23 protein-coding genes are annotated in these 24,070 nt (G+C 31.6%); 19 read left to right on the forward strand and 4 right to left on the reverse strand.

The genetic code is table 11. The annotated features are described in order from the left end of the window. Positions 1–166 precede the first annotated feature (166 nt). The 10 genes from CHAB381_RS04185 (at position 167) to CHAB381_RS04235 (ending at position 9,553) form a co-directional block, all read left to right on the forward strand. Entirely contained in the window at positions 167–496 is a 330-nt protein-coding gene (locus CHAB381_RS04185; RefSeq protein WP_012108745.1) for a hypothetical protein, read from the forward strand. Further along, entirely contained in the window at positions 493–1,122 is a 630-nt protein-coding gene (locus CHAB381_RS04190; RefSeq protein WP_012108746.1) for an HAD family hydrolase, read from the forward strand. The genes CHAB381_RS04185 and CHAB381_RS04190 overlap by 4 nt, the downstream gene beginning before the upstream one ends. Positions 1,123–1,319: 197 nt before the next feature. Next, on the forward strand, positions 1,320–1,571 hold the full coding sequence (locus CHAB381_RS04195) for a DUF2018 family protein (RefSeq protein ID WP_041570489.1): 252 nt from the start codon (positions 1,320–1,322) through the stop codon (positions 1,569–1,571). Positions 1,572–1,573: 2 nt separating this feature from the next. After that, the gene (locus CHAB381_RS04200) at positions 1,574–2,467 is read left to right on the forward strand and encodes a polyprenyl synthetase family protein (protein ID WP_012108748.1); all 894 of its coding nucleotides are present in this window, start codon (positions 1,574–1,576) and stop codon (positions 2,465–2,467) included. Further along, on the forward strand, positions 2,467–3,756 hold the full coding sequence (gene hemA / locus CHAB381_RS04205) for a glutamyl-tRNA reductase (protein ID WP_012108749.1): 1,290 nt from the start codon (positions 2,467–2,469) through the stop codon (positions 3,754–3,756). Before CHAB381_RS04200 ends, hemA begins: the two co-directional genes overlap by 1 nt. Beyond that, positions 3,746–5,455, forward strand: coding sequence for a proline--tRNA ligase (locus CHAB381_RS04210; protein WP_012108750.1), 1,710 nt, complete (start codon positions 3,746–3,748; stop codon positions 5,453–5,455). The genes hemA and CHAB381_RS04210 overlap by 11 nt, the downstream gene beginning before the upstream one ends. Beyond that, positions 5,449–5,832 (forward strand): FxsA family protein, encoded by a 384-nt coding sequence (locus CHAB381_RS04215; protein WP_012108751.1) that lies wholly within the window; start codon positions 5,449–5,451, stop codon positions 5,830–5,832. Before CHAB381_RS04210 ends, CHAB381_RS04215 begins: the two co-directional genes overlap by 7 nt. Continuing rightward, positions 5,829–6,755 carry a hydroxymethylbilane synthase gene (hemC, locus tag CHAB381_RS04220; RefSeq protein WP_012108752.1) on the forward strand — a complete coding sequence of 309 codons (927 nt, stop codon included), beginning with the start codon at positions 5,829–5,831 and terminating at the stop codon, positions 6,753–6,755. Before CHAB381_RS04215 ends, hemC begins: the two co-directional genes overlap by 4 nt. Before the next feature lie 471 nt (positions 6,756–7,226). Beyond that, a complete protein-coding gene (locus tag CHAB381_RS04230) occupies positions 7,227–9,035 on the forward strand; it encodes a menaquinone biosynthesis decarboxylase (RefSeq protein WP_012108754.1) in 1,809 nt (602 codons plus the stop codon). Positions 9,036–9,349: 314 nt separating this feature from the next. After that, positions 9,350–9,553 carry a hypothetical protein gene (locus CHAB381_RS04235; protein ID WP_049752834.1) on the forward strand — a complete coding sequence of 68 codons (204 nt, stop codon included), beginning with the start codon at positions 9,350–9,352 and terminating at the stop codon, positions 9,551–9,553. A gap of 658 nt (positions 9,554–10,211) precedes the next feature. Here CHAB381_RS04235 and CHAB381_RS04240 read toward each other — a convergent pair. Beyond that, positions 10,212–11,306 (reverse strand): CinA family protein, encoded by a 1,095-nt coding sequence (locus tag CHAB381_RS04240; protein WP_012108758.1) that lies wholly within the window; start codon positions 11,304–11,306, stop codon positions 10,212–10,214. 94 nt (positions 11,307–11,400) lie between these two features. Here CHAB381_RS04240 and ileS point away from each other — a divergent pair, with 94 nt between their 5' ends. The 9 genes from ileS (at position 11,401) to CHAB381_RS04285 (ending at position 21,636) form a co-directional block, all read left to right on the forward strand. Continuing rightward, positions 11,401–14,166: an isoleucine--tRNA ligase gene (gene ileS, locus CHAB381_RS04245; RefSeq protein ID WP_012108759.1), complete on the forward strand. Its 2,766-nt coding sequence runs from the start codon at positions 11,401–11,403 to the stop codon at positions 14,164–14,166. Positions 14,167–14,256: 90 nt separating this feature from the next. Next, positions 14,257–15,615 carry an Asp-tRNA(Asn)/Glu-tRNA(Gln) amidotransferase subunit GatA gene (gene gatA / locus CHAB381_RS04250; RefSeq protein ID WP_012108760.1) on the forward strand — a complete coding sequence of 453 codons (1,359 nt, stop codon included), beginning with the start codon at positions 14,257–14,259 and terminating at the stop codon, positions 15,613–15,615. Positions 15,616–15,620: 5 nt separating this feature from the next. Beyond that, positions 15,621–17,078, forward strand: coding sequence for an IMP dehydrogenase (gene guaB, locus CHAB381_RS04255; protein WP_012108761.1), 1,458 nt, complete (start codon positions 15,621–15,623; stop codon positions 17,076–17,078). Next, a complete protein-coding gene (gene metX, locus CHAB381_RS04260) occupies positions 17,078–18,184 on the forward strand; it encodes a homoserine O-acetyltransferase MetX (protein ID WP_012108762.1) in 1,107 nt (368 codons plus the stop codon). The genes guaB and metX overlap by 1 nt, the downstream gene beginning before the upstream one ends. Further along, positions 18,172–18,372 (forward strand): exodeoxyribonuclease VII small subunit, encoded by a 201-nt coding sequence (gene xseB, locus CHAB381_RS04265; protein ID WP_012108763.1) that lies wholly within the window; start codon positions 18,172–18,174, stop codon positions 18,370–18,372. Before metX ends, xseB begins: the two co-directional genes overlap by 13 nt. Then, positions 18,369–19,196, forward strand: coding sequence for a carbon-nitrogen hydrolase family protein (locus CHAB381_RS04270; RefSeq protein ID WP_012108765.1), 828 nt, complete (start codon positions 18,369–18,371; stop codon positions 19,194–19,196). The genes xseB and CHAB381_RS04270 overlap by 4 nt, the downstream gene beginning before the upstream one ends. A gap of 3 nt (positions 19,197–19,199) precedes the next feature. Then, the gene (locus tag CHAB381_RS04275; RefSeq protein WP_012108766.1) at positions 19,200–19,625 is read left to right on the forward strand and encodes a hypothetical protein; all 426 of its coding nucleotides are present in this window, start codon (positions 19,200–19,202) and stop codon (positions 19,623–19,625) included. Between the two features lie 93 nt (positions 19,626–19,718). Next, entirely contained in the window at positions 19,719–20,063 is a 345-nt protein-coding gene (locus CHAB381_RS04280; protein WP_012108767.1) for a hydrogenase maturation nickel metallochaperone HypA/HybF, read from the forward strand. Positions 20,064–20,439: 376 nt separating this feature from the next. Then, the gene (locus CHAB381_RS04285; protein WP_041570618.1) at positions 20,440–21,636 is read left to right on the forward strand and encodes a PDDEXK-like family protein; all 1,197 of its coding nucleotides are present in this window, start codon (positions 20,440–20,442) and stop codon (positions 21,634–21,636) included. Between the two features lie 495 nt (positions 21,637–22,131). Here CHAB381_RS04285 and sixA read toward each other — a convergent pair whose 3' ends face one another. The 3 genes from sixA to CHAB381_RS04300 all read right to left on the reverse strand — a co-directional run bounded on the left by sixA (position 22,132) and on the right by CHAB381_RS04300 (position 24,064). Next, positions 22,132–22,611 (reverse strand): phosphohistidine phosphatase SixA, encoded by a 480-nt coding sequence (gene sixA / locus CHAB381_RS04290; RefSeq protein ID WP_012108769.1) that lies wholly within the window; start codon positions 22,609–22,611, stop codon positions 22,132–22,134. Between the two features lie 120 nt (positions 22,612–22,731). Continuing rightward, positions 22,732–23,544, reverse strand: coding sequence for a ferritin-like domain-containing protein (locus CHAB381_RS04295; protein WP_012108770.1), 813 nt, complete (start codon positions 23,542–23,544; stop codon positions 22,732–22,734). Then, entirely contained in the window at positions 23,531–24,064 is a 534-nt protein-coding gene (locus CHAB381_RS04300; protein WP_012108771.1) for a rhomboid family intramembrane serine protease, read from the reverse strand. Before CHAB381_RS04300 ends, CHAB381_RS04295 begins: the two co-directional genes overlap by 14 nt. Positions 24,065–24,070 lie beyond the last annotated feature (6 nt).

Genomic DNA, 24,070 nt, shown 5'->3' on the forward strand with positions numbered 1-24,070 from the left:
ATTATATATAATGATTTTATGTTTAATTTTTAATATAGTATTTAGTTTAAATATATTTATTAAAGAAAAATTTATAAATAAAAATTGTCAAATTTCATCTCATTTTATATAATGTAAATTTTATAAGTAAATTTTAGCTATAATTTTTCGTAAAAAAGGTTGAATTTTGGAAAATAGACAAGATAGAATCAAATATATAAGGGCGTTAGAAAGATTTTCAGGCTCAGTAATAAATTTACTTAAAAAGGCGGATTTCGATGATGAAATTTTTCGTGCGCGCGTTGCAAAAAATTATGAAATTTTAAAAAAATGCGAAGCCGTATTTTTGGATCAGCCTTATACAAAAGCGCTTGAAAATTTCGTTAGAAATGTCATTAACAGCGAATCTAAAAGCAAAGACGAACTTTTAAAAGAAGCAAACGCTTTGCAAAAACTTAAAAATAAAAAATACCGTAAAGATAAACATAAAGTTGATTTTCTAAAGGAATTTGAATGAAAGTTATTATTTTTGATATGGATGGAACGCTTATAAATAGCGCAAAAGCGATATATTGTACGATAAATGCTTTAAGACGGAATATTGGTTTAAAAGAAAATCTAAAAGAAGATTTCATAATAAAAACTATAAATGATCCGAAAAAAGATATGATTTTTGAATTTTACGGCGTGAGAAATGTTACAAAAGAGCAAAAGTATGAATTTGAGCGTGAATTTATAAAAAACTATAAACTTCACGCGAAGCTTTACGACGGACTTTTTGAAATTTTACAAAAATGCCGCGACGAAGGATATTTTATAGCAGTTGCAAGTAATGCGCCTGAAATCAGTTTGCGTGAAATTTTGGAAATTAACGGTGTTTCGGAATTTTTTGATTTAATAGTAGGCGTTGATAAAAATATGCCGCCAAAGCCCGATCCTGCGATGCTTTTTAAGGTTTTGGAAATTTCAGGTGCCAAACTTAACGAAGCGATTTTTTTAGGCGACAGCAAAAAAGATGAAATAGCCGCTATAAAAGCTAAAATGCCTTATATTCAAGCAACTTGGGGTTTCGGACAAAAAAGTGAAATTTCACAAAATGCAAAAACTCCTGGCGATGCGTGGAAAATAATACAAAAAATGTAAAATTTCAGATATTTTTTAAATTTAAATATTTCAGCCTTAAAAAAGTATTTAACAATAAAATTTTATAAAAATTAAACTTTTTTGCAAAATATATGTTTCATAGAATTTAAATTTTTGAAAAGTTCGGTTTTACTTAACTAATAAAATTTAAATATTTTTTGGTTATAATTATAAAATTTTTTAAAAAAGGGCGAAAAGTGGAAATTTTTGAGGGAAATCCCAAAGATAAATTTTTTGATATAATCTTTCATGCAAGTAAAACATTAGTTGAAAATGAGATAGAAAACCTGCTTATGCGCGCTGTCGCACTTGAAAATTTATGTGAAAAGGCAGGAATTGACGAAACTGAAATTTTTAATTTTATCGTAGAAAATCCGGATATTATGGAAAATGCGCTGAACGATAAATATATCGAGCTTACCGGAAATATTTTAAGCAATAATGAGTAAAAATGGATAAAATCGATAATCTAATGCATAATTTTATCGCAGAGTGTGGATATGAACCAGCTATGCAGATGTTTTCTCAAATAAAATCAGGTAAAAAACTTCGCTCTAAACTTTTATTGAAAATCGCAGGCGAAAGTGAAATTTCACTTAAACTTTGCGCGATTGTGGAGCTGATTCATGCTGCAAGTTTGCTTCACGACGACGTTATCGACGAAAGCGACATAAGACGTGGAAATCCAAGTATAAATGCCGTTTTTGGCAGTAAAAATGCTGTAATGCTCGGCGATATTTTTTACAGTAAAGCTTTTTTTGAGCTCTGTTCGTTTAACGATTTTATATCCAAAACTATTTCAAACGCCGTTTTTAAGTTAAGTATCGGCGAGCTTATGGATGTAAAAATGAGCGAAAATTTTAATAAAAACCGCGAAAATTATCTTACGATGATTTATTATAAAACTGCCGGTTTAATAGAATCGGTTGCAAAAATCGGCGCTTTTTTGGCAAATTCGGATTGTGAAAAGTTTGCAGAATACGGCAAAAATTTAGGACTTGCTTTTCAAATAATTGATGATATTTTAGACATAACTCAAGATAGCAAAAAGCTTGGAAAACCGGCACTTAATGATTTTAAAGATGGTAAAACAACGCTTCCTTATATTTATCTTTACGAAAAACTTCCATTAAATGAACGCGAAATACTGCAAAGTTATTTTAAAAAAGAGCTAAACGACGAACAGAGCGCATGGATAAAAGATAAATTTCAAGAATTTAAAATAATTGAATTTTGTATAGATGAAGCTAAAAATTTCGGTAAAAAAGCGGTTGAGGCTGTTGAAGAATTTAATAACAAAGAACTTATAAAAATCGCTGAAAATATGATAAATAGGGAATTTTAATGAATTATATGAGTGTCAGTTTTACTCACAAAAACACAGACATAATAGTTAGAGAAAAACTTAGTTTTGCAAATGACGTTAAAAAACGTGAAATTTTAAAGTTAATCTGTTCAAACAAAGCAATTAAAGAGTGTCTTGTTCTTAGCACCTGTAACAGAGTTGAAGTGCTTGCTTATATAGATGATTTTAATTATACGAGCGATTATGTGATAAAAGCAATTTCAAAATTAAGCGGCGTGGATTTTGATGAATTAAAAGAACGCGCCGATATTTATGAAGATGACGGAGCAATTCATCATCTTTTTTCAGTAGCAAGTTCTTTGGATAGTTTGGTTGTAGGCGAAACGCAAATTGTAGGGCAGTTAAAAGACGCTTATAATTTTGCTAAAAATGAGCGTAAATCAGGCGTAATGCTGGATCTTGCCATAAATTCGGCTTTAAAATGCGCAGCCGTCATAAGAAGCAAAACAGATATTTCCAAAAATCCTATTTCGGTAGCAAGTGTAGCAGTATGTATGGCGCGCGAAAAAATCGGCGATTTGGGCGGTACAACGGCGGTAGTTGTAGGCGCAGGAGAAATGGCTGAGCTTGCATGCAAACATTTAATAACACACAAAGCGAAAGTTATAATAATTAATAGAAATATAGATCATGCAAAAAAACTTGCAGAAAGTCTTGGCGAGAATGCAAGCATAGCTGAATTTTCAAATTTGGGCGAGTTTATAAACAAATACGCGCTGATTTTTTCAGCAACTGGCGCAAATAAGCCTATTATAACCGATTTACTTGCAAAACCTCAAAACTTTAAAAGATATTTTTTCGATATTGCTGTTCCTCGCGATATAGATATAACATGCGACGATTTAAGCGAAGTTTATGCGGTTGATGATTTGGAAGAGATTGTGCGTAAAAATCTGCTTTTACGTGAGGAACAAGCTCAAATAGCATATTCAATTGTAGGGCGGGAAACGACTAAATTTTATAAAGATTTAAAAACGCTTTCTTCTACGCCGATTATCAAGGCTTTGCGAAATTCGGCTAAAAAAGTCGCCGAAACGGAATTGAAAAAAGCGATAAAACGTGGATATTTGCGACATAGCGATATAGATGAAGCGCGCAAATTAATTCATCAGGTTTTTAAAGCGTTTTTACATACGCCTACTGTAAATCTTAAAAATTTGGATGAAAATGCCCAAAATGATATAAATGCAATCGCTGAAATTTTTGGTATTGAAGAAGATTTTGACAAATTTTGTGAAAATAGTTTGGAGAATAAAAATGAAATTTAGCAAATTTTTTGCACCGACATTGAAAGAGGCGCCAAAAGACGCTATTTTACCAAGTCATGTTTTTTTAATAAGAGCAGGATTTATAGAACAACTTGGTTCAGGACTTTATAATTTTTTGCCGCTTGGCGAAATGGTAATAGAAAAAATAAAAGCCGTAATAAAAGATGAAATGGATAAAACTGGAGCTTTGCAGGTAAATTTCAGCTTTGTCACACCAAGCGAATTTTGGCAAGAAAGCGGACGATACAATGTCTATGGAAAAGAGCTTTTAAGGATAAAAGACAGAAAAGAAAACGGCTTTGTTTTAAGCCCTACAAATGAAGAAAGCAGCGTAAAAATGATTGCAAATAAAATCACATCTTATAAACAGCTGCCAATTCACATTTATCAGATAAATACAAAATTTCGCGACGAAGCACGCCCTAGATTCGGACTTTTAAGAGGACGCGAGTTTATAATGAAAGACGGATATTCATTCCATGCAAATATGGAGGATTTAAAGCGTGAATTCGATGTAATGGAAAAAACTTATACAAATATTTTTTCTCGTTTAGGTCTGAATTTTAGAGCCGTAGAGGCCGATAGCGGCGCAATCGGCGGAAGTGGAAGTAAAGAATTCATGGTTTTGGCTCAAAACGGAGAAGATGATATTTTGGTATGTGAAAGCTGCAAATACGCGGCGAATATCGAAGCTGCGGTACGCGTAAAACGCGAAGCGCCTTGCGCAGCCCCTGAAACAGAAAAAATGCAAAAATTTCATACACCGAATATGAAAACAATTGACGATGTTGCTAATTTTTTCAAAGTAGATAAATTTTTCACCGTAAAAGCCGTAATAAAAAAAGCTGTTTTTGTTGATAAAAGTGAAATCGTGCTGTTTTTCGTAAGAGGAGATGATGAGCTTCAAGAGACAAAAGCACTGAATGCGTGCGGAGCTTTGGAATTTGAAGATGCAAGCGAAGATGAGATAAAAAAAGCAGGTCTAATAGCAGGTTTTTGCGGTCCGGCAGGACTTCCTGATGATATTAATTTTTACATAGACAAAGAGCTTAAAAACGAACGCAATCTAATCGTAGGCGCGAATGAAAAGGATTATCATATCGTAGGATTTGCAGTTACAAATTTTAAAGATGAAAGATTTGTCGATCTGTCACAAGTAAGAGCAGGGGATTGCTGCCCAAAATGCGGCGCAAAGCTTGATATAAAAAAAGGAATCGAAGTAGGACATATTTTTCAGCTCGGACAAAAATATAGCAAAGCGATGAATGCGATATTTTTAGATGAAAACGGAAAGGCGGTTCCGTTTTTCATGGGTTGCTATGGTATAGGAGTTTCAAGGTTGCTTGCTGTTATGATTGAAGCCGGTCATGATGAGAAAGGTTGCATTTGGAATACACAAACAGCGCCTTTTAAACTTGAAATTATTATTTCAAACTCAAAAGATGAAGACGCTTCGAATTTTGCAATACAGCTTTATGAAAAATGTAAAAATGCAGGAATTTCTACACTTTTGGATGATAGAAAAGAGCGTTTCGGCGTAAAAATGAATGATTTTGAACTCATCGGATTTCCGTTTGCCGTTCTTGTTGGAAAAGGCTTGAAAGATGGCAATGTTGAACTTATAGAAAGAAAAGGACTTAATAAAAAAATCGTTTCAAGCGGTGAAATTTTTGAAACTTTAAAAGGAATATTGTGCTGAAATTTTTAATTATCCCATATATTTTAATTGAAATTTTAGTAACGTGGATATTTGTAAGTATTTTTGGTGGTTTTGCTTTTAAAGTTGAAGTTTTAGTTTCGGTTATTATTGGAATTTTCACACTTATTAAATTTGGAAATTTCAGACAAATAGATGGAAATTTTTTCTATTTTGATGCTATTTTTACGAAATTCGGGCTTTTGCTTGCAGGAATTTTTTTGATACTACCAGGAATTTTAGGTGATATTTTTGGAATTTTAATTTTATGTGCGCCAAATAGAATTTCAAATTCACAAAATTTTACGCAAAATAATACAAATAATTATGATAAAAATGAAATAATTGATGTGGAAATTATAGAAGAGGATAAAAAATGAATAAACTCAGAATAGCAACAAGAGGCTCAGCTTTGGCGCTTTGGCAAAGTAAATACATACAAAATTTAATCGAAAATAACACTGAAGTTGAAGTTGAACTTCAAAGTATGAAAACAAAAGGCGATGTCATACTTGATACACCGCTTGCAAAAATCGGCGGCAAGGGGCTTTTTACAAAAGAATTAGAAGAAAGTATGTTAAGAGGTGAAAGCGATTTGGCAGTTCACAGCTTAAAAGATGTTCCTGTAGTTTTTCCAAAAGGTCTTATTTTAACGGCAATCAGTGAAAGAGAAGATGTAAGAGATAGCTTTGTAAGTGAAAAATTTGCAAGTTTTAATGAACTTCCAAAAGGCGCAAAAGTAGGCACAACTTCACTTAGAAGAAAAATGCAGCTTCTTATAAAACGTCCCGATTTGAAAATCATTTCGCTTCGCGGAAATATAAATACCAGACTTAGAAAATTAAAAGAGAATGAGTTTGACGCGATAATTCTTGCAAGTGCCGGACTTAAAAGGCTTAATCTTATGGAAAATATAAAATATTTCGTGCCGTTTTCGCTCGATGAGATGATTCCTGCGATGGGTCAAGGCGCACTCGGAATAGAGTGTGTGGATAAAAGCGAAGTTATAGAAATTTTAAAATTTATAAATAATGAAAATTCCGTTATCGCAACAACGATAGAGCGCGATTTTGTAGCTAAATTAAACGGCGGCTGCCAAGTTCCGATTGGTGTAAATGCTGAAATTTCAGGCGATATAATCAAAGTAAGAGCTATTGTCGGACTTCCTGATGGAAGCGAGTTTATAAAAGACAAGCGCGAAATTTCAAAAGCCGATTTTAAAAATTTTGGAACTAAATTGGCCGATGAATTTATCTCGCGCGGCGCAATAGAGCTTTTAAAACGCGCAGAGGAAATGGCGTAAATGGATGACGTTTTGCAAAATTTGATTAGAAAAAAAATTTTAATGCTTTATAGCCTTAAAAAAGTCAAAATTTTGCAAAATTTCAATGATAAAAAATTAAAATTTATAAAAAATTTAAGATATTTTCAAAATTTTAAATATAAAAAAATAGAAAATATTTTTATAAAATCGCGAAATTTTACAAAAAAACATATTTTAATTATTAAATTTTACAAGCTGATATTTCGAAAGTTAAAAAACAATTCAGCTTTTTATACGATATTCTCGGCAAAAATTTTTAATGCAGCCGAAAAAATATTTTTTTTAAACAAAACAGTCACAAATAAATATCTAAAATTTATAAAAATTACTGTGATTTTGCAGCAAAAACAAAGAAATTCAAGTCTGTATAAACATTAAAAATATAAAAACAGTAAAATTTTTAAATTTAACAGTAAAATTCAGTAAAAAATAAAATTCTAAGGGGCAAAAATGAGAGAATGGATAGAAAAATTTCACAAAGCCGGGCTTTTGCGCGTTATAGATGAACCTTGCGATATAGATCTTGAAATAGCGCATACGAGTTATATAGAAGTTAAAAAATCTGATTCAAAAGCACTTCTTTTTACGCACCCGACAGATAAAAACGGCAAAAAATATCCGCCCGTTTTGACAAATATTTTTGGAAGTTTTGAAGCGTTAAAACTCATTTTTGGACGGAATCCTGATGAAATTGCATGCGAAATAGAAAATTTATTAAAACCGAAAAAAGCGCAAAATTTCAAAGAAAAACTTGAATTCTTAAGTTATTTAATTTCTCTTCGCAAGGTTTTTACTACAAGATTTCAAGGCAAACCGCCTTGCGAAGAAGTCGTAAAAAAAGGAAAAGATGTCGATCTTGGCGAGCTTCCGATACTGAAAACATGGAGTAAGGATGCCGGTGCTTTTATTACAATGGGTCAAATTTACACAAAATCCTTAAACGGCGAAACGCAAAATTTAGGAATGTATCGCTTGCAGGTACATTCCAAAAATGAGCTTGGAATGCATTGGCAAATTCACAAAGACGGAGCTAATTTTTACAACGAATACAAAAAATTAGGGCTTAAAATGCCTGTTTCGGTAGCAATCGGCGGCGATCCGCTTTATACTTGGTGCGCGCAAGCCCCGCTTCCAAAAGGAGTTTTTGAACTTTTACTTTACGGATTTATTAGAAAAAATCCGGCGCGTCTTGTTCGCTCTCTTACGAATGATATTTTTATTCCTTATGACAGCGATTTTGTGATAGAAGGTTATGTGGATACAGCGGCGGATCCTATAAATGAAGGACCTTTTGGAGATCATACCGGTTTTTATACGCCTGTTTTGCCGTTTCCTGTTATGAAAGTAGGAGCGATTACTTACAAAAAAGATCCGATTTTTTTAGCTACAGTCGTCGGTAAACCGCCATTAGAAGATAAATTTATGGGATATGCCACAGAGCGCATTTTCTTACCGCTTTTTAAAACAAGCGCACCGGATTTGATTGATTATAAAATGCCTGAAAACGGTGTTTTTCATAATCTTATACTTGCAAAAATAAAAGTAAATTATCCAGGAGCCGCAAAACAGATAATGCATGCATTTTGGGGAGTAGGGCAAATGAGTTTTGTAAAACATGCCGTTTTTGCTGATGAAAATGCACCGAAATTAACTGATTATGAAAATTTTACAAGATACGTGTTAAACCGTTTCGGTGTAAAATCTCTGTTTTTTAGTGAAGGAATTTGCGACGAACTTGACCATGCTTCGCCAAATGCTTTATTTGGCGGTAAATTAGGTATTGACGTTACAAATGATTTTAGCGGCGAAACGCCTGAAATTTTAAGCGATATGAAATTGCTTGATAAATTTCATAGTGAATGCGAATGTATAAATGATTTGAAGCAGTATTTTACGGACACGAAAAATCCGATAGTTTTAATAAACATAAGTAAAGATAGGCAGGTTAGTGAGATTTTTACGAAAATTTTAAAATTTAAGAAAAATTTTAAAATTTTAATATTTTTAGATAAAAAAAATGATATAAATAACGCATATATGAGTATTTGGCGCATTACAAACAATATAGATGCACTTCGCGATATCTATCTTGACGGCGAGCAAGTTTGTGTGGATGCGACCGCAAAAGGAAAAATCGACGGATTTACTCGCGAATGGCCGGACGAAACGGTCTGTGATAAAGAAGTCATAAAAAAACTGATAGATCGAAAAATTATAAATAATGATATAACACTATTTCGTAAATTTGAAATTCTGTAATTAAAAAACGTTTCTGTTTATGGTCGTAAAAACAGCCTATTTAGCGAAAGTTAATTTTATATTGATTTATAAAGTTAATTCAGCGCAAATTTTAAAGACAGTAAAATTTCATCAAAAAAAGCATAAATCCGCTCAAATACAGTGTATTTAAAAATTTTGTAATTAAAAAACGCATATCTGTTTGTGATTTTAAAATTTAAAAATAGCTTATGTATGGAAATAAATTTTTATGCTGATTTATAATGATTTAAAAACAGAATTTTAGTGATTCTTTAAAATTTTGGTTTTAAAAATAAAAATGAACGTTGAATTCGGTGCAAAATTTAATTGCATACGACTTACTTGTAAAAATACGCAATCGCGCATTTCATTTTGAGAATTTGTATAAATTAAACAATGAACGACCAAGAATTTCTACAAAAAGATGTAAAAAAAATATAGGAATAATGCCAAATGAAATAGAAAATTTTTTAAATGATATTCTAGAAAATTTAGAAGAAGGTTTGAGTCACTATTAGAGAGTGGGGGATAAAATAAGTTCCCCCTTTAACTTCAATATTATTATAGCATAAATTAGTGAATTTGTAGAAAAATTTAAAAATAGTAAATCATCATAAAATCCGTTAAATTGAAGCATATCTAAAATTATGCAATTAAAAATATTTTTATTTAATGTTTTATGAGTCGGCTATTTTTGTGAAAATTGATTTTATGATAATGTTTAAAATTGTAAATTTGAAATTTAATTATTTTTTTGAGTGCTAAAAATTTTAAGTTAAAATCTTAACTTAGTGCAAAATTTAAAAGTAACCGATGAACTTTCTAAAATTTTAAAATTAATAAATTTCATTTAAAAAAAGCAAAATACAGCGCAAATGCAATAGAAATTTGAAATTTTTATTTCATATGTGTATAAAACTTTTGTAAAATTTTATATTAATAAATTTTAAAACATCAAATTTGCAAAAGTCGATTTAAATCAGTATAAAAACACTAAAATATATTTTTGGCGAAATAATTTTCATGTATAAATAGTTGAAAATAAGATATTTTACCTGTTTTGCATTAAAAAATTGAATTAAAACCTATAAAATTCTAATCTGCAATAAGATTTTCAAACTTTTTTGGCAGAGTTTAAACGGAATTTTTATGAGAATTAAACTTTTTTAATAAAAATCAATCAAAAAACATTTTTGCTTTTAATTTAATAAGCAAGCAAAGTGCGATTGTAACGGATTGTTCGCGTATATAGTTTCGATCGCCTTTAAGCAAAAATCTCTCTATTATCTCTTCGCCGTTTTTTTCTTTTGCACCGATATAAATTGTGCCGACAGGTTTATTTTCGCTGCCTCCTGTAGGTCCTGCGATTCCGCTTACCGCAAGCGCAAAATCGGCGCCGCTGCTTTCAATAGCACCGCTTAACATTTCGTTTACGCACTCTTTACTGACTGCACCGTGTTCATTTAAAATTTCATTTTCCACACCGAGCCAAATATTTTTTATTTCGTTGCTGTATGTTACAAGCGAGCCTGCAAAAACTTCGCTTGCGCCGCTTACGGAACCGATTTTTGCTGCAACCAGTCCTGCAGTACAACTTTCCGCAAAAGTGATTTTTTTGCCATAAAACGCTAATTTAGAAACGATAAAATTTTCAAGTTTTTCATTTATAATTTTAAGATTTAAAAATTCTTTTAAACTGTCCATAAAAGCTTCAATTTGACCGAAACGATTTTGGCTTGCGCGAATTAAAATTAAAAAAGGCGCTATCCGGGTGATTGAAATTTTAATTTCATAAGTTTCGCAAAGCGGATCAATTCTGCTTTTTAGCGTTATTATATCGCTATCAAAAATATAAAAAGTTTTGCTGTTAAGCTCAAAATTTTGAAAAATATTCGGTAATTTTTGAAGAGGATCGGCTAAAATCACATTTATAAATTTTCCGTTTATATCAATTAAAAACGAACCGTTTTCAAACTTGCGAGACATTGAAGGAGCAAGTATTTCGCCGTTTTTAAGCTCAATTATATCGTCGTTCAGACTGGCTAAAATTTTACTTGTAATATAAAAATTATCGCTACTTGCAAAAATCGTAATATAATCAAATTGCGCTATACATTTTTCTAAAAAAGAGGCTGTATTTTTATCCAGTTTATCCAAAAATTTAAGTTCATAATCACACTCGAATTTTTCATTGCAAACTCTTAAAATATAATTTAAAAACGGCGAATTAAGTCTTATTTCTTCCGCGAAAATCAATACTAAATGTTTCATTTTTTACCTTTTTTTGCAAAATTATATCAAAAATTTTATTATTAGTTAATTTGAGTTTCGATATAATCACCAAATTTATTAAAAAAGGCAAAAAATGGACTATAAAGACACTCTTTTTCTTCCTACGACTGATTTTGCGATGCGCGGAAATCTTCCGCAAAATGAGCCGAAACGCTTCAAAGCGTGGTATAATGAACGAAAAGTTTACGAAAAAATGAAAGCAAAACGCCAAAGTGCGGGCGTCAGCTTTAACTTACACGACGGTCCTCCATACGCAAACGGACATCTTCACATCGGTCATGCATTAAATAAAATTTTAAAAGATATAATTGTAAAAACACACTATTTTGCAGGTGAAAATGTTCGATATGTGCCGGGTTGGGATTGTCACGGTTTGCCGATAGAGCAACAAATCGAAATAAAACTTGGCGGCAAAAAAAATGAAACAAGTAAAACAAAAATTCGCGAGATGTGCAGGGCTCATGCACGCGAGTTTATAAATATACAAAGAGATGAATTTAAAGATATGGGGATTATCGGTGATTGGGATGATCCTTATATTACTATGAAATTTAAATTTGAAGCGGAAATTTACAAAGGGCTTTGCGAAATTGCAAAAAAAGGTCTTTTAATCGAAAGAAGCAAGCCGGTATTTTGGAGCTGGGCGGCAGGAAGTGCCTTGGCTGAAGCTGAAGTCGAATATAAAGATAAAGAAGATTATTCTATTTATATAGCATTCGATCTTAGCGATGAAGCAAATAAAAAAATAGGTGCAAAAGGTGCAAAAGCAGTGATTTGGACGACTACGCCATGGACAATTCCTGCAAATCAGGCAATTTGTTTAAATCCTGATGAAATTTATGTTTTAACAAGTGAAAATTTTATTTTTGCAAAACATTTACTTGAAAATTTGGTGCAAAAAGGAATAAGTAAAGGAAAAATTGTAAAAGAATTTGCAAGCGGCGAACTTGAAAATTTGTATGCAAAAAATCCTTTAAATGACAGACCGTCAAAATTTATACTTGGCGAGCATGTTTTAATGGACGGCGGAACAGGTTTAGTTCATACAGCGCCAGGACATGGTGAAGACGATTATTATGTAAGCTTAAAATACGGCATTGAAACAATAATGCCTGTTGACGATGCAGGAAAATATGACGAAACAATAAAAACAAAAAAGCTTTTTAGGGATAATGTTGTTGATGAGTTTGTAGGAATGCATATTTTTAAAGCAAATGAAAAAATTGTCGAACTTTTAGGCGATGCAGTCGTAAGTGTAGGAAAATTTACACACTCTTATCCTTATTGCTGGCGAACACACAAACCTGTAATTTACAGAGCTACAAAACAATGGTTTATAGCAATGGATAAACCTTTTAAAGACGGTAAAACTTTAAGGGAAGTCGCATTAAATGCATTAAAAGAGGTTAAATTTTACCCTGAAGTCGGAAGAAACAGAATAACTTCAATGATAGAAAATCGTCCTGATTGGTGTATTTCGCGCCAAAGAGATTGGGGTGTGCCGATTGCATTTTTTAGAGATAAAGCTACAAAAGAGCCTATTTTTGATGATGAAATTTTAAATAATATATATGAAATTTTTAAAGAAAAAGGCGCTGATGCGTGGTGGGAACTTGATATTGGCGAGCTTTTGCCTAAAAACTGTAAATATGAAGCTAAAAATTTAGAAAAAGTAGTTGATATATTGGATGTTTGGTTTGACAGCGGATCTACTTGGAGAGCAGTATTAAAAAGCGGCGATTATGATGCCGGCGAATTTAGAGCCGATATGTATTTGGAAGGAAGCGATCAACACCGCGGCTGGTTTCAAAGTTCACTTTTAGTAAGTTCGGCAATAAATGAAACCGCTCCTTACAAAAGTATTTTAACACACGGTTTTACGGTTGATGAAAAAGGTCAAAAGATGAGTAAATCAGTCGGTAATGTCATAGCTCCTCAAGAAGTAGCAAAAAAATATGGCGTTGAAATTATGCGCTTATGGGTTGGGCTTAGCGATTACAGCAGCGATCTTAAAATAAGCGATAACATTTTAAAACAAGTCAGTGAACAATACCGCAAAATCAGAAATACAATAAGATTTTTACTTGCAAATGTAAGCGATTTGAAAGAGATTGAAACAAATAATTTTACAATGCTTGATAAATGGATTTTAAGCAAAGCAAATATCGCATTTGAAGAGACAAACAGAGCTTTTAGGAATTATGATTTTTCAAAAGGTTTCAGCGTTTTGTTAAATTTTTTAAGTGCCGATTTAAGCGGAATTTATCTTGATGTATGCAAAGACAGACTTTATTGTGATGAGCTTGACAGCTCACGTCGAAGAAGTGCGCAAAGTACAATGGTTTTAATAACAAGAACGCTTTTGCCGTTGATTGCTCCTACTCTTACATATACGGTTGATGAAGTTATGGAATTTGCTCCTGAAATTGTAAAAAACGGCAAAAAAGATGCATTTGATTTAGTTTATGAACCGCTTGAATTTGAAGATTTCAAAAAGAATGAAACAGGTGAACTTTTTATTGAAAGCAGGGCGAAATTTTTCGAAATTATAGATACTCTTAAAAAAGAGAAAAAGATAAAATCAACCCTTGAACTTGTTTTGGAAACAAGTTCAAATGAAATTTTATCACACGATTTGGATGAAATTTGTGATTGGTATATGGTCAGTCATATGCGAAGTATTGAAAGCCGCGATTTTTTAGCGGAATTTAAAGTTGAAGATGAAACTTTCAGATTGGTGCTTTCAGATCACCACAAATGCCCGAGGTGTTGGAAGTTTGATGCTAAAAATGAAGACGAACTTTGTCCTAGATGTCAAAAGGTGCTGAATGTTAAGTAAGCCGGTAAGTTTTTATATAATTTTCGGCACTATTTTAACTGTGCTGGTGCTAATTTTCATCGGCATTTATTTTGTGAAAAAAGGAAAAAAATGATAACACTGAAAGAGGCTTTAAAACTAAGCAAAGATGAAATTTTGGCTTTAAGAAAAGAGCTGAAAGATAAAATTTTAAAAACTAAAGATTTGGGAGCTTATATAGAGCAATTAACCGGTGAAGACTTAAACGAAAGCGGTAGCGGAATTCCAATTGCCATAAAAGACAATATTCAGGTAAAAAACTGGAGCGTAACAAGTGCTTCAAATATATTACAAGGCTACGTGGCACCTTATGATGCAACCGTAATTACAAAACTCCGTTCTGCCGGTTTTGCTCCGTTCGGCAGAACAAATATGGACGAATTTGCCATGGGAAGCACAACAGAAAGCTCATTTTACGGCAAAACGTTAAATCCGACAGATTATTCAAGGGTTCCTGGAGGAAGTAGCGGCGGAAGCGCGGCAGCCGTTGCGGCAGGGATTGCAGTTGCAGCTCTTGGAAGCGATACCGGCGGAAGTATTCGTCAACCTGCCGCATTTTGCGGTTGCGTAGGTTTTAAACCTACTTACGGCAGAGTTAGCAGATACGGCTTAGCAGCGTATTCAAGCAGTCTTGATCAAATAGGACCGATAACTCAAAATGTAACCGATGCCGCAATTTTATTTGACGTTATTGCAGGTTATGACAAAATGGATAGCACAAGCTATTCAAAAGAGTTTATAAGTACGGCTGACAAACTAAACAGTGATAGAAAACTTACAATTGCCGTAATTGAAAATTTTGTAAATGAAACAAAAGATGAAGTCAAAAGTGCTCTTTTAAAAACAATTGAAAAATTAAAAAGTGCAGGGCATAAAATAATATATAAAAACTTACTTAACTCAAAATACAATATAGCGGCTTATTATATCATTGCTACAGCTGAAGCAAGTACAAATCTAAGCAGATATGACGGCGTAAGATATGGCAATCGCGCAAAAGCAAGTAATCTAAATGAACTTTATGCAAATACAAGAAGCGCAGGATTTGGTGAAGAGGTTCAACGTAGAATGCTTCTTGGAACTTTCGTACTTTCAAGCGGATATTATGACGCTTATTATATAAAAGCACAAAAAGCTCGTGCATATATCAAAAAAGAGTATGAAAAAATTTTAGATGAAGCGGATCTTATATTTATGCCTATCGCTCCAAGTGTGGCTTATAAATTCGGTGAGCTTGCAAATCCGCTTGATGCATATCTGAGCGATGTTTATACAATCGGTGTAAATTTAGCCGGACTTCCTGCTATCAGTGTTCCTATAGCAAAAAACAGTGAAAATTTAAATATTTCGGCTCAACTTATCGGTAGAGCATACGACGAGCAAACCGTTTTAGACGGAGCTTTAAATTTAGAAAAAATTATAAAAGGATAACAACTATGAAAATTTTAAAAAAAGCCTTGACTTTTGAGGACGTTCTACTTGTGCCTCAATACAGTGAAATTTTGCCGAAAAACGTTTCACTTTTTACAAAATTTACACGAAATATTACTCTAAATACTCCTATAGTAAGTGCAGCTATGGATACTGTAACAGAAACAAGAACAGCTATTATGATGGCAAGACTTGGTGGAATCGGCGTAATTCATAAAAATATGGATATCGCTTCACAAGCCAAAATGGTAAAAAGAGTTAAAAAAAGTGAAAGCGGCGTTATTTTGGATCCGATTTCAATAAAACCGAATGCAAGCATAAAATCAGCTCTTGATATGATGGCTGAATTTCATATAAGCGGTGTTCCGGTAGTCGATGATAACGGAATTTTAATTGGAATTTTGACAAACAGAGATTTACGCTTTGAAACAGATATGAATGCTCTTGTCGGAGAAAAAATGACAAAAACTCCGCTTATAACTGCCCCAAAAGGCTGCACACTTGATGATGCCAAAGAAATTTTTATGAATAATAAAGTTGAAAAATTACCTATAGTTGATTCTAATGGACATTTGGAGGGTTTAATAACAATAAAAGATCTTAAAAAAAGAATTGAATATCCAAACTCAAATAAAGATAAATATGGCAGACTACGCGTTGCAGCTGCAATCAGTGTAGGACATTTAGATAGAGCCGAAGCTTTGATAAAAGCCGGTGTGGATGCGCTTGTAATGGATTCAGCGCATGGACATTCAAAAGGTATAATAGATACATTAAAAGAGTTAAAACGAAATTTTGATATAGATATAGTGGTTGGAAATGTCGCAAATCCGGCCAGTATAAAAGATATTGCAGAAGCAGGGGCGGATGCCGTAAAAGTAGGAATAGGACCTGGAAGTATTTGCACTACTAGAATTGTTGCCGGTGTTGGCGTGCCGCAAATTACAGCTATCAGCGACTGCGCTAACGAAGCTAAAAAATATGACATTCCGGTAATTGCGGATGGCGGTATAAAATATTCAGGCGATATCGCAAAAGCTTTAGCAGCAGGAGCAAGCTCTGTAATGCTTGGAAGTTTGCTTGCAGGTTGCGAAGAAAGTCCCGGAGAACTCGTAACATTTCAAGGCAGACAATATAAAACTTATCGCGGAATGGGCTCGCTTGGCGCTATGCAAAAAGGAAGTTCTGACAGATATTTCCAAGAAGGCACAGCTAAAGAAAAACTTGTCCCTGAAGGAATAGAAGGTAGAGTTCCATATGCAGGAACGTTAAAAGATGTAATTTATCAATTAGTTGGCGGCGTAAGAAGCTCTATGGGATATTGCGGGAGCAAAGATATAAAAACTTTTCAGGATAAAGCAGAATTTGTAGAAATTACAAGTGCCGGCTTAAAAGAAAGTCACGTTCATGATGTCATTATCACACAAGAGGCACCAAACTACCGTGTAGATAGAGAAAATTAGTGAGAATTGAACGCAAAGTAGAGTATTTTGATGAACCGCTTCATCTTGAAAGCGGTAGAATTTTATCAAATTTTAAACTTGCATATGAAACTTACGGCGAGCTAAATGCTGATAAATCAAATGTCATTGTCGTTTGTCACGCGCTTACAGGTTCGCAACATGCAGCCGGTCGCTTTGAAGGTGATGTAAAAGCCGGCTGGTGGGATGCGCTTATCGGTGATGGAAAAGCTATAGATACGCGCGAATATTTTGTAATTTGCGTAAATATCTTAGCAAGTCAATTCGGCTCTACTTGCCCGCTTGACAAAGATGAACACGGACTTGAATATCGTTTAAAATTTCCTGTCATAGTAATAAGCGATGTAGTTCGTGCTCAAATGAAACTTTTTTCCCGCCTTGGAATAAAAAAAGCTCATACAGTGATCGGCGGAAGTCTTGGTGGTATGCAAACTCTTTGTTTTGCTATAGAACATCCTGATTTTTGTGATAGAGCAATAATTTTAGCAAGCACATATGCTACACAGCCTTGGGCTATTGCATTCAATAAAATCGCAATTGAGGCGATTTTAAATGATCCTAAATTCCAAAACGGAAACTACGATAAACAAAATATTTACAAAAACGGTTTGCCGGGTCTTAAAATAGGAAGAATGGCAGGTCATATCAGTTTTTTAAGTCCGCACTCTATGGACAAAAAATTCGGCAGAAACTACGTAGAAACGGATGGTCTTTATGAATTAAAAGGCAGATTTCAAGTAGATAGATATTTAGAATATAACGGCACGAATTTCAGCAAAAGATTTGATCCTCTTTGCTATCTTTATATAACAAAAATGATGAATATATTTGACTGTACGCGCCATTACGACAGTCTCGAAGAAGCACTCTCATTTATAAAAGCAAAGCTTACTTTAATCGCGTTTTCGGGCGATGTTTTGTTTCCGCCGGTTTTAATGAAGGAAATGCAAACAGCAATGCAAAATATCGGCAGATCAAAACAGGTTGATTTTAGCCTAATAGATAGTGATTATGGGCATGACGCTTTTTTAGTCGAGACTGAAAAATTTGATTTTATTATTACAAAGGCTTTACAATGCAAGATTTAACTGAAAATTTTGAAACAAAACTAAACAAAATAGATGTTTTATTAAAAAAACTTGATGACGAAAATCTCACTCTTAAACAAAGCGTGGAATTTTATAAAAATGGTGTCAAACTTATCAAAGAGGCAAGAGATTTGCTTGAAAAAGCAAAACTTGAAGTTACAGAAATACAAAACGAAAGCGCGCAATGAAAATAGCCGTTTTGCAAATGCCTACACTTTCAATGAGCGGAAGCAGAATTGATTATTATCTTAAAATTGCAGCTGATAATGGCGCCAAAATAGCGCTTTTAGGCGAATATGTATGCAACAGTTTTTTTACAGAACTGATAAAAATGCCGCCATCTATGATAAAAGAGCAAAGTAAACACAAAATATCGCTATTTACGGATTTATCTAAAAAATATAATTTAAATATTATCGCTCCGATTGTGCAGGTAAAATCAAAAAAAATTTATAAAATGATTGCAAAATTCGGTCCTAAAAGTGTAAAATTTTGGGAGCAAAACTTTCTAATAAATTATTCTCATTGGGATGAAGAAAAATTTTTTGCAAATCATTGTAAGAAAGAAAACGAAGAAAATTTAAAAAAAATAAAAAACATAGAATTACCGACATTTTGGCTTGACGGAGTAAAATTTGGCGTAATATGCGGTTTTGAAGCACATTTTGACGCGACTTGGCAGTATTTTATGAAAAAAAATGTAGATTGCATTTTAATGCCGACAGCTTCGACTTTTGATTCAAATGAGCGTTGGAATGAACTTTTAAAAATTCGAGCTTGGACAAATTTGCTTTTTATAATTCGCGCAAACCGTATCGGAAAAGCTGAATTTGATGATAAAAATTATGAATTTTACGGCGAAAGTATGCTTATATCTCCATTTGGTGAAATTTCAAATTCACTTAAAAAAAATGAGGGCATAATGATAGCCGAAATTTCAAAAACCGAATTGAAAAACGCTCAAAAACTTTGGAAATTTCGTGAAATTTTAAATAAAAAAGGTCTTATTTAAAAAATGCGGAAAACATATATTTATGAGATTACAAAATTTGATTATGTGTGCCTGTTTTTATTTATCTGTTTATTTTTTATTTTATTTACATATTCGTTTGAAGCCAAAGCTGCGCCTTATATATTATTTTTTGACTTAATTGTCTGTTTTATTATGTTTTTTATTTTAAAATTTTCAAAAATAAAAAAATTTAAGCGCACAATTATACTTTTTACACTTCTTTTTATACATTTTTTGCTTTTATTAAACGGTAGAGGTTGGAATGAAGGAAGTATGCATTCCCAAAGTTATGTTATAGAAAGTTTGTCAGAAATAACCGATATTCTATATGGCTTTATATTATTATCAGCTTTTACAGGATTTATTCCTTTTATCATTTATATCGGTTTTTTAAATTTTATTTCTAAAATTACGGCAAATTTATCATGAAAAGGATATTTTGTAAATATTATGCGATATAAAAAAGAGTATTTTTTATATCTAATGCGTGATAAAAACAGCGAAAATTTTAAAGAATAAAAAATGCACGAACTTTCAATTATCATAGATCTTATTGAGCTTTGCGAAGAAAATGCTAAGAAAAACAAAGCGGAGCAGGTCGATGAAATAATCATAAAAATAGGGAAGCTTTCAGGTGTAGAAGCGCATTATTTACAAAGCGCATTTGAGTTTTATCACGTTACAAGTGATATCTGTAAAAATGCCAAACTTACTATAAATATACAGCCTGTCATTGTTTTTTGCAACGATTGTAACCAAAATTCGGAATTAAAAGATAATAATTTTAAATGTCAAAAATGCGGTTCCAGGAATTTAAAAGTAATCGACGGCGAAGATATGTATTTAATGCAAATCATAATGCATTAAAATTTATTTTCATAGCATAAATTTTTATTTTTTATACAATTTTAATTATATTGATTTTTAGAAATCATCATATAAATATTAAAAAATTTATTATATAAAATTTCGTCATTTTTTTTAAGCTTTCAGGAAGCATTTTAAAAATACAAAAAAGTTTGAAAATTATAGTTTTCAAAAATAAAATAATTTATTCTAATTAAAATATACAAAAATATTAAATTTTAGATTTAAATGAAAATTTTAATTAAAAATAAAAATATAATTTTATATTTTTATTTTTATGGTACCTATGATTATAAAAAATTATCCACCCTATTTTAACAAAAAAATTACATATTTTTTATATAATTTAAAATATTTTTTTAAAGGAGGAATTATTTTGCCAGAATCTGATTTTGATAAATTGTTTGCTGATTTTAAAACAGCACTTGATGAGCTTGAAGTTAAAAAACTTCGTGGAATTAATGACTACAATGTTTATGAAATTTTAAAAACTTATGATGAAACTACGCTTCATTCGGGTTTTATTTATTCGTTTTTAAATCCAAACGGAACGCATTACCAAAAAAGTCTATTTTTAAAAAAATTCTTAGAAATCTGTCAGATTGATGATTTTAACTATGAAAACGCAGAAGTGTTTAAAGAATATAGCTTGAAAAATGGTAGATTAGATATTTTTATCACAGACGGTAATAAACATATAATTTTAGAAAACAAAATTTGTGCCGTCGAACAAAAAAATCAGATTGAAAGATATATAGAAGATATAAAAAAAGACAAAAAATGCGAATATAACGATATTTTGGTTTTATATCTAAGTCTTGATGCTAAATTTCCAGACAAATATAGCTTAGGCAATTTTGAAATTAAAGATAATTTTTTAGTTAAAGATGATAAAAAAGTAAAAATAATAGCAATAAGCTATAAATTAGAAATCACGCAATGGATAAAAGAGTGTAAAAAAGAGATTGTAAATTTAACAAATCTAAATTTTGCAATTAGTGAGTATAAAAATGTGATAAAAAAATTATATGGAGAGTATGAAATGGCAGAAGCGAATGTTGTAAAAGTTATAAAAGAAAATTATGAAACAGCAAAAACTATTTATGAAAAGTTTTTGGAGGCTGAAAAAGAGATTGTAAATGATTTTTTACAAGAAGTTTATAAAGTTATCAATAATAAGCTCGGCAATGAATTTGATATAGAATTTACACCGGTTACAAAAAAATATGAAAGAAATTTAAAGATTAAAAAAAATAATTGGAAGCTCTATTTTTCTTTCGAATTTGATTTGAACAGACCGATATATTTATACTACGGCATAGCAAGAGATGATGACGATGATATTGATTGCAAAAACATTGAGTTTAGTGGAAAAGATAAAAGCGGTTTTGAAACTACAAAGTGGTGGCTTGTATGGAAATGGCTTGGCAAAAATGATAATGGACAAGATGAAAATTTAGCCGAAAATATTTCAAACGGCGCTATCAAGCCAGAATTTTTTGCAAACATTATAGTAAATTTCGTAAATGAATATAAAAAAGAGCTTAAAGAAATAAATCAAGATTTAAAATAGAAATTTTAATTGTGGCGTTAAAATAAAAAAGCGCTCGGATAATCTACTTTTTCGTAATTTATTTTTAAATTTTCATCCTTACATTTGTAAGGATAATTTGCTGCATAAATTTTAAAAAATAAAATTTATGCAGCATACGCTTTTTAGAATATTTTTGCAAAAAGTTTCTTATCGTATTTTTTTATAAATTACCATAAAAATTTAGTTTTTCGATTAAAAATAAATATTTAATTTTATCCTGTTCTCTTATCAAAAAAAATACATAGAAAATTAAATTTAATTATAAAAGCGTTTATTATAATTTAACAAGAATAAAACTGCGAAAAATATATTTATTGCAAAAATTTAATTTAAGATAAAGGCTTTTTTAAATTTATTGATATAAACCAAATTTTAATTGATAAATTATAATAAAGATTGATTGTAAAAATTTGTGAATTTTTATATTTTTAAAATAAAAAATCAGTCTGGTGAGTTTTTAGAAAGTATTAAAATTTAGTGCATTTTTGGATAATCAAACATTATAGCTTCGCCGCTGTCTTCTGAAATGTCGCTGAAACTGTTTATATCAAACTCTACGCCAAAAATTCCGCATGTCGGCAAATTTGTTATAAAACTGTCGCTTAGATATTCAGCTGCTTCGGTTATTGTCGGATTGTGAGCTATTATCATTACGCATTTATATTTATCATCGATTTTTTTTATAAAATTTACAAAATTATCCAGCGTGATGTCATAAAGTTCTTCTTTAAATTCAAGTTTTTTGGTATTAAGTTCACCGGCTATAATTTTCGCTGTTTTTGCCGCTCTGATTGCTGAACTTGCAAAAATCATATCAGGTTTAATTTTGGATTTTTTTAGAAATTTTCCGGCTTCTTTTGCATCGTTTTTGCCCTTTTGACTAAGATCCCGATCAAAATCGGTTTTCCCATCTTTCTCACTTTTGGCGTGTCTTATAAAGTATATCTGTTTCATAATTAACCACCTTTTGAAATGTAATTATAGCGAGATTTCTTTAAAATTTTCTTCTATTTTTAAAGTAAAATAAATTGACATTTTAATTGCCCGTGAATGAAATTTTTATAAATTTTGAAATCAACTTAATTTCTGCATATTTTTGAAATTTTCTATTTCCGCTTTAGTAAAACCGGCTTTTAAACGATCTTTTTCATCTAAAATCCTATTTTTTTTAAAAGCTTTCGGATAAAATTTCAGCACAATTTCCAAATAAATTTCATCTTTTTTATCACCCTGCCCCAATCTTTCACATTCGTATGAAAACCATTTGTCGCCTTTTTTTACGTGCGAAATTTCTTCGTTCAAAATAATTTGCAAAAGTGATTTTAATTCGTAGAGTTCATTATCCGGCTTTAATTTATTTATCAAAAAACAGTTTGCATCAAGTCCGTTTGCTTCTAAAAATCTAGGCACGAGTGCCATTCTTTCCATTAGTGAATTTTGCGTTATTTTCATCGCATGGAATAAACTGTCATGCACTGCCAAATCGCCATATTTTACGCCCTCTTTTTCAAGTTTTGAGTTTATTAGCGAAAAATGCCTGATTTCATCATTTGCAACTTCCAGCCAATCGGCGTAAAACTCAAGCGGCAAATTTTGAAATCTGTAAGCCGCATCAAGCGCAAGATCTATTGCGGAATATTCTATATGGGCGATTGAATGTAAAAATTTTGCTTTTTTTCCGCCTTTGTTTTGTTTTTTTATATCTTTGACTTCACAAATTTCGGCAATTTTCGAATAACTTGGAATTTCCAATTTTCTAACTTTAAATTTCTTTTCAAATTCAGTTAAATTTTCACAGAATTTTGCGTAAAATTTTGTGAATTTATCTATTTTTTCATAAGGATTTTCACAAAATAAAATTTCTTCCAAATTTTTAAAAAATTCCAAATTTATTCCTTAAAAACGAATAGAAATAACCTAAGAAAAATCCTAACAAATGCGCATACCAGGCAATATTTACGCCAAGAAGCAAAGGAGCGAACGATATAATTAAAATCATCAAAAAAAGTCCTTTTGCATTGCGTGGATCATAAAATGCAACAATACCGAAAAGAACACAAATAGCGCCACTTGCGCCTACTACATTTATTATTTCGCCTCTTGTAAAATCAAAATAAACAAAGGCCAGACACAAGATATTTGTCAAAATTCCTAAAATCAAATAAATTAAAGAGAAACGAAGCGAACCTAAAAATTTTTCCAAAATAGTTCCGAATTGCCATAAAACAGCCATATTCATCGCAATATGGAAAATTCCGGCATGCATAAACATTGAAGTTAAAATTTGCCAATAAGCTCCGTTGAAAAAGAAAATATTAAGCCCAAAATATTCGGCGCTATTTTGCAAAAAATATGCCGCCAAAAAACAAATCGCATTTATAATGATTAAAGTTACAGTTGCTTTCAAAATTTT

The sequence above is a fragment of the Campylobacter hominis ATCC BAA-381 genome (genome assembly GCF_000017585.1).
Taxonomy (GTDB): Bacteria; Campylobacterota; Campylobacteria; order Campylobacterales; family Campylobacteraceae; genus Campylobacter_B; species Campylobacter_B hominis.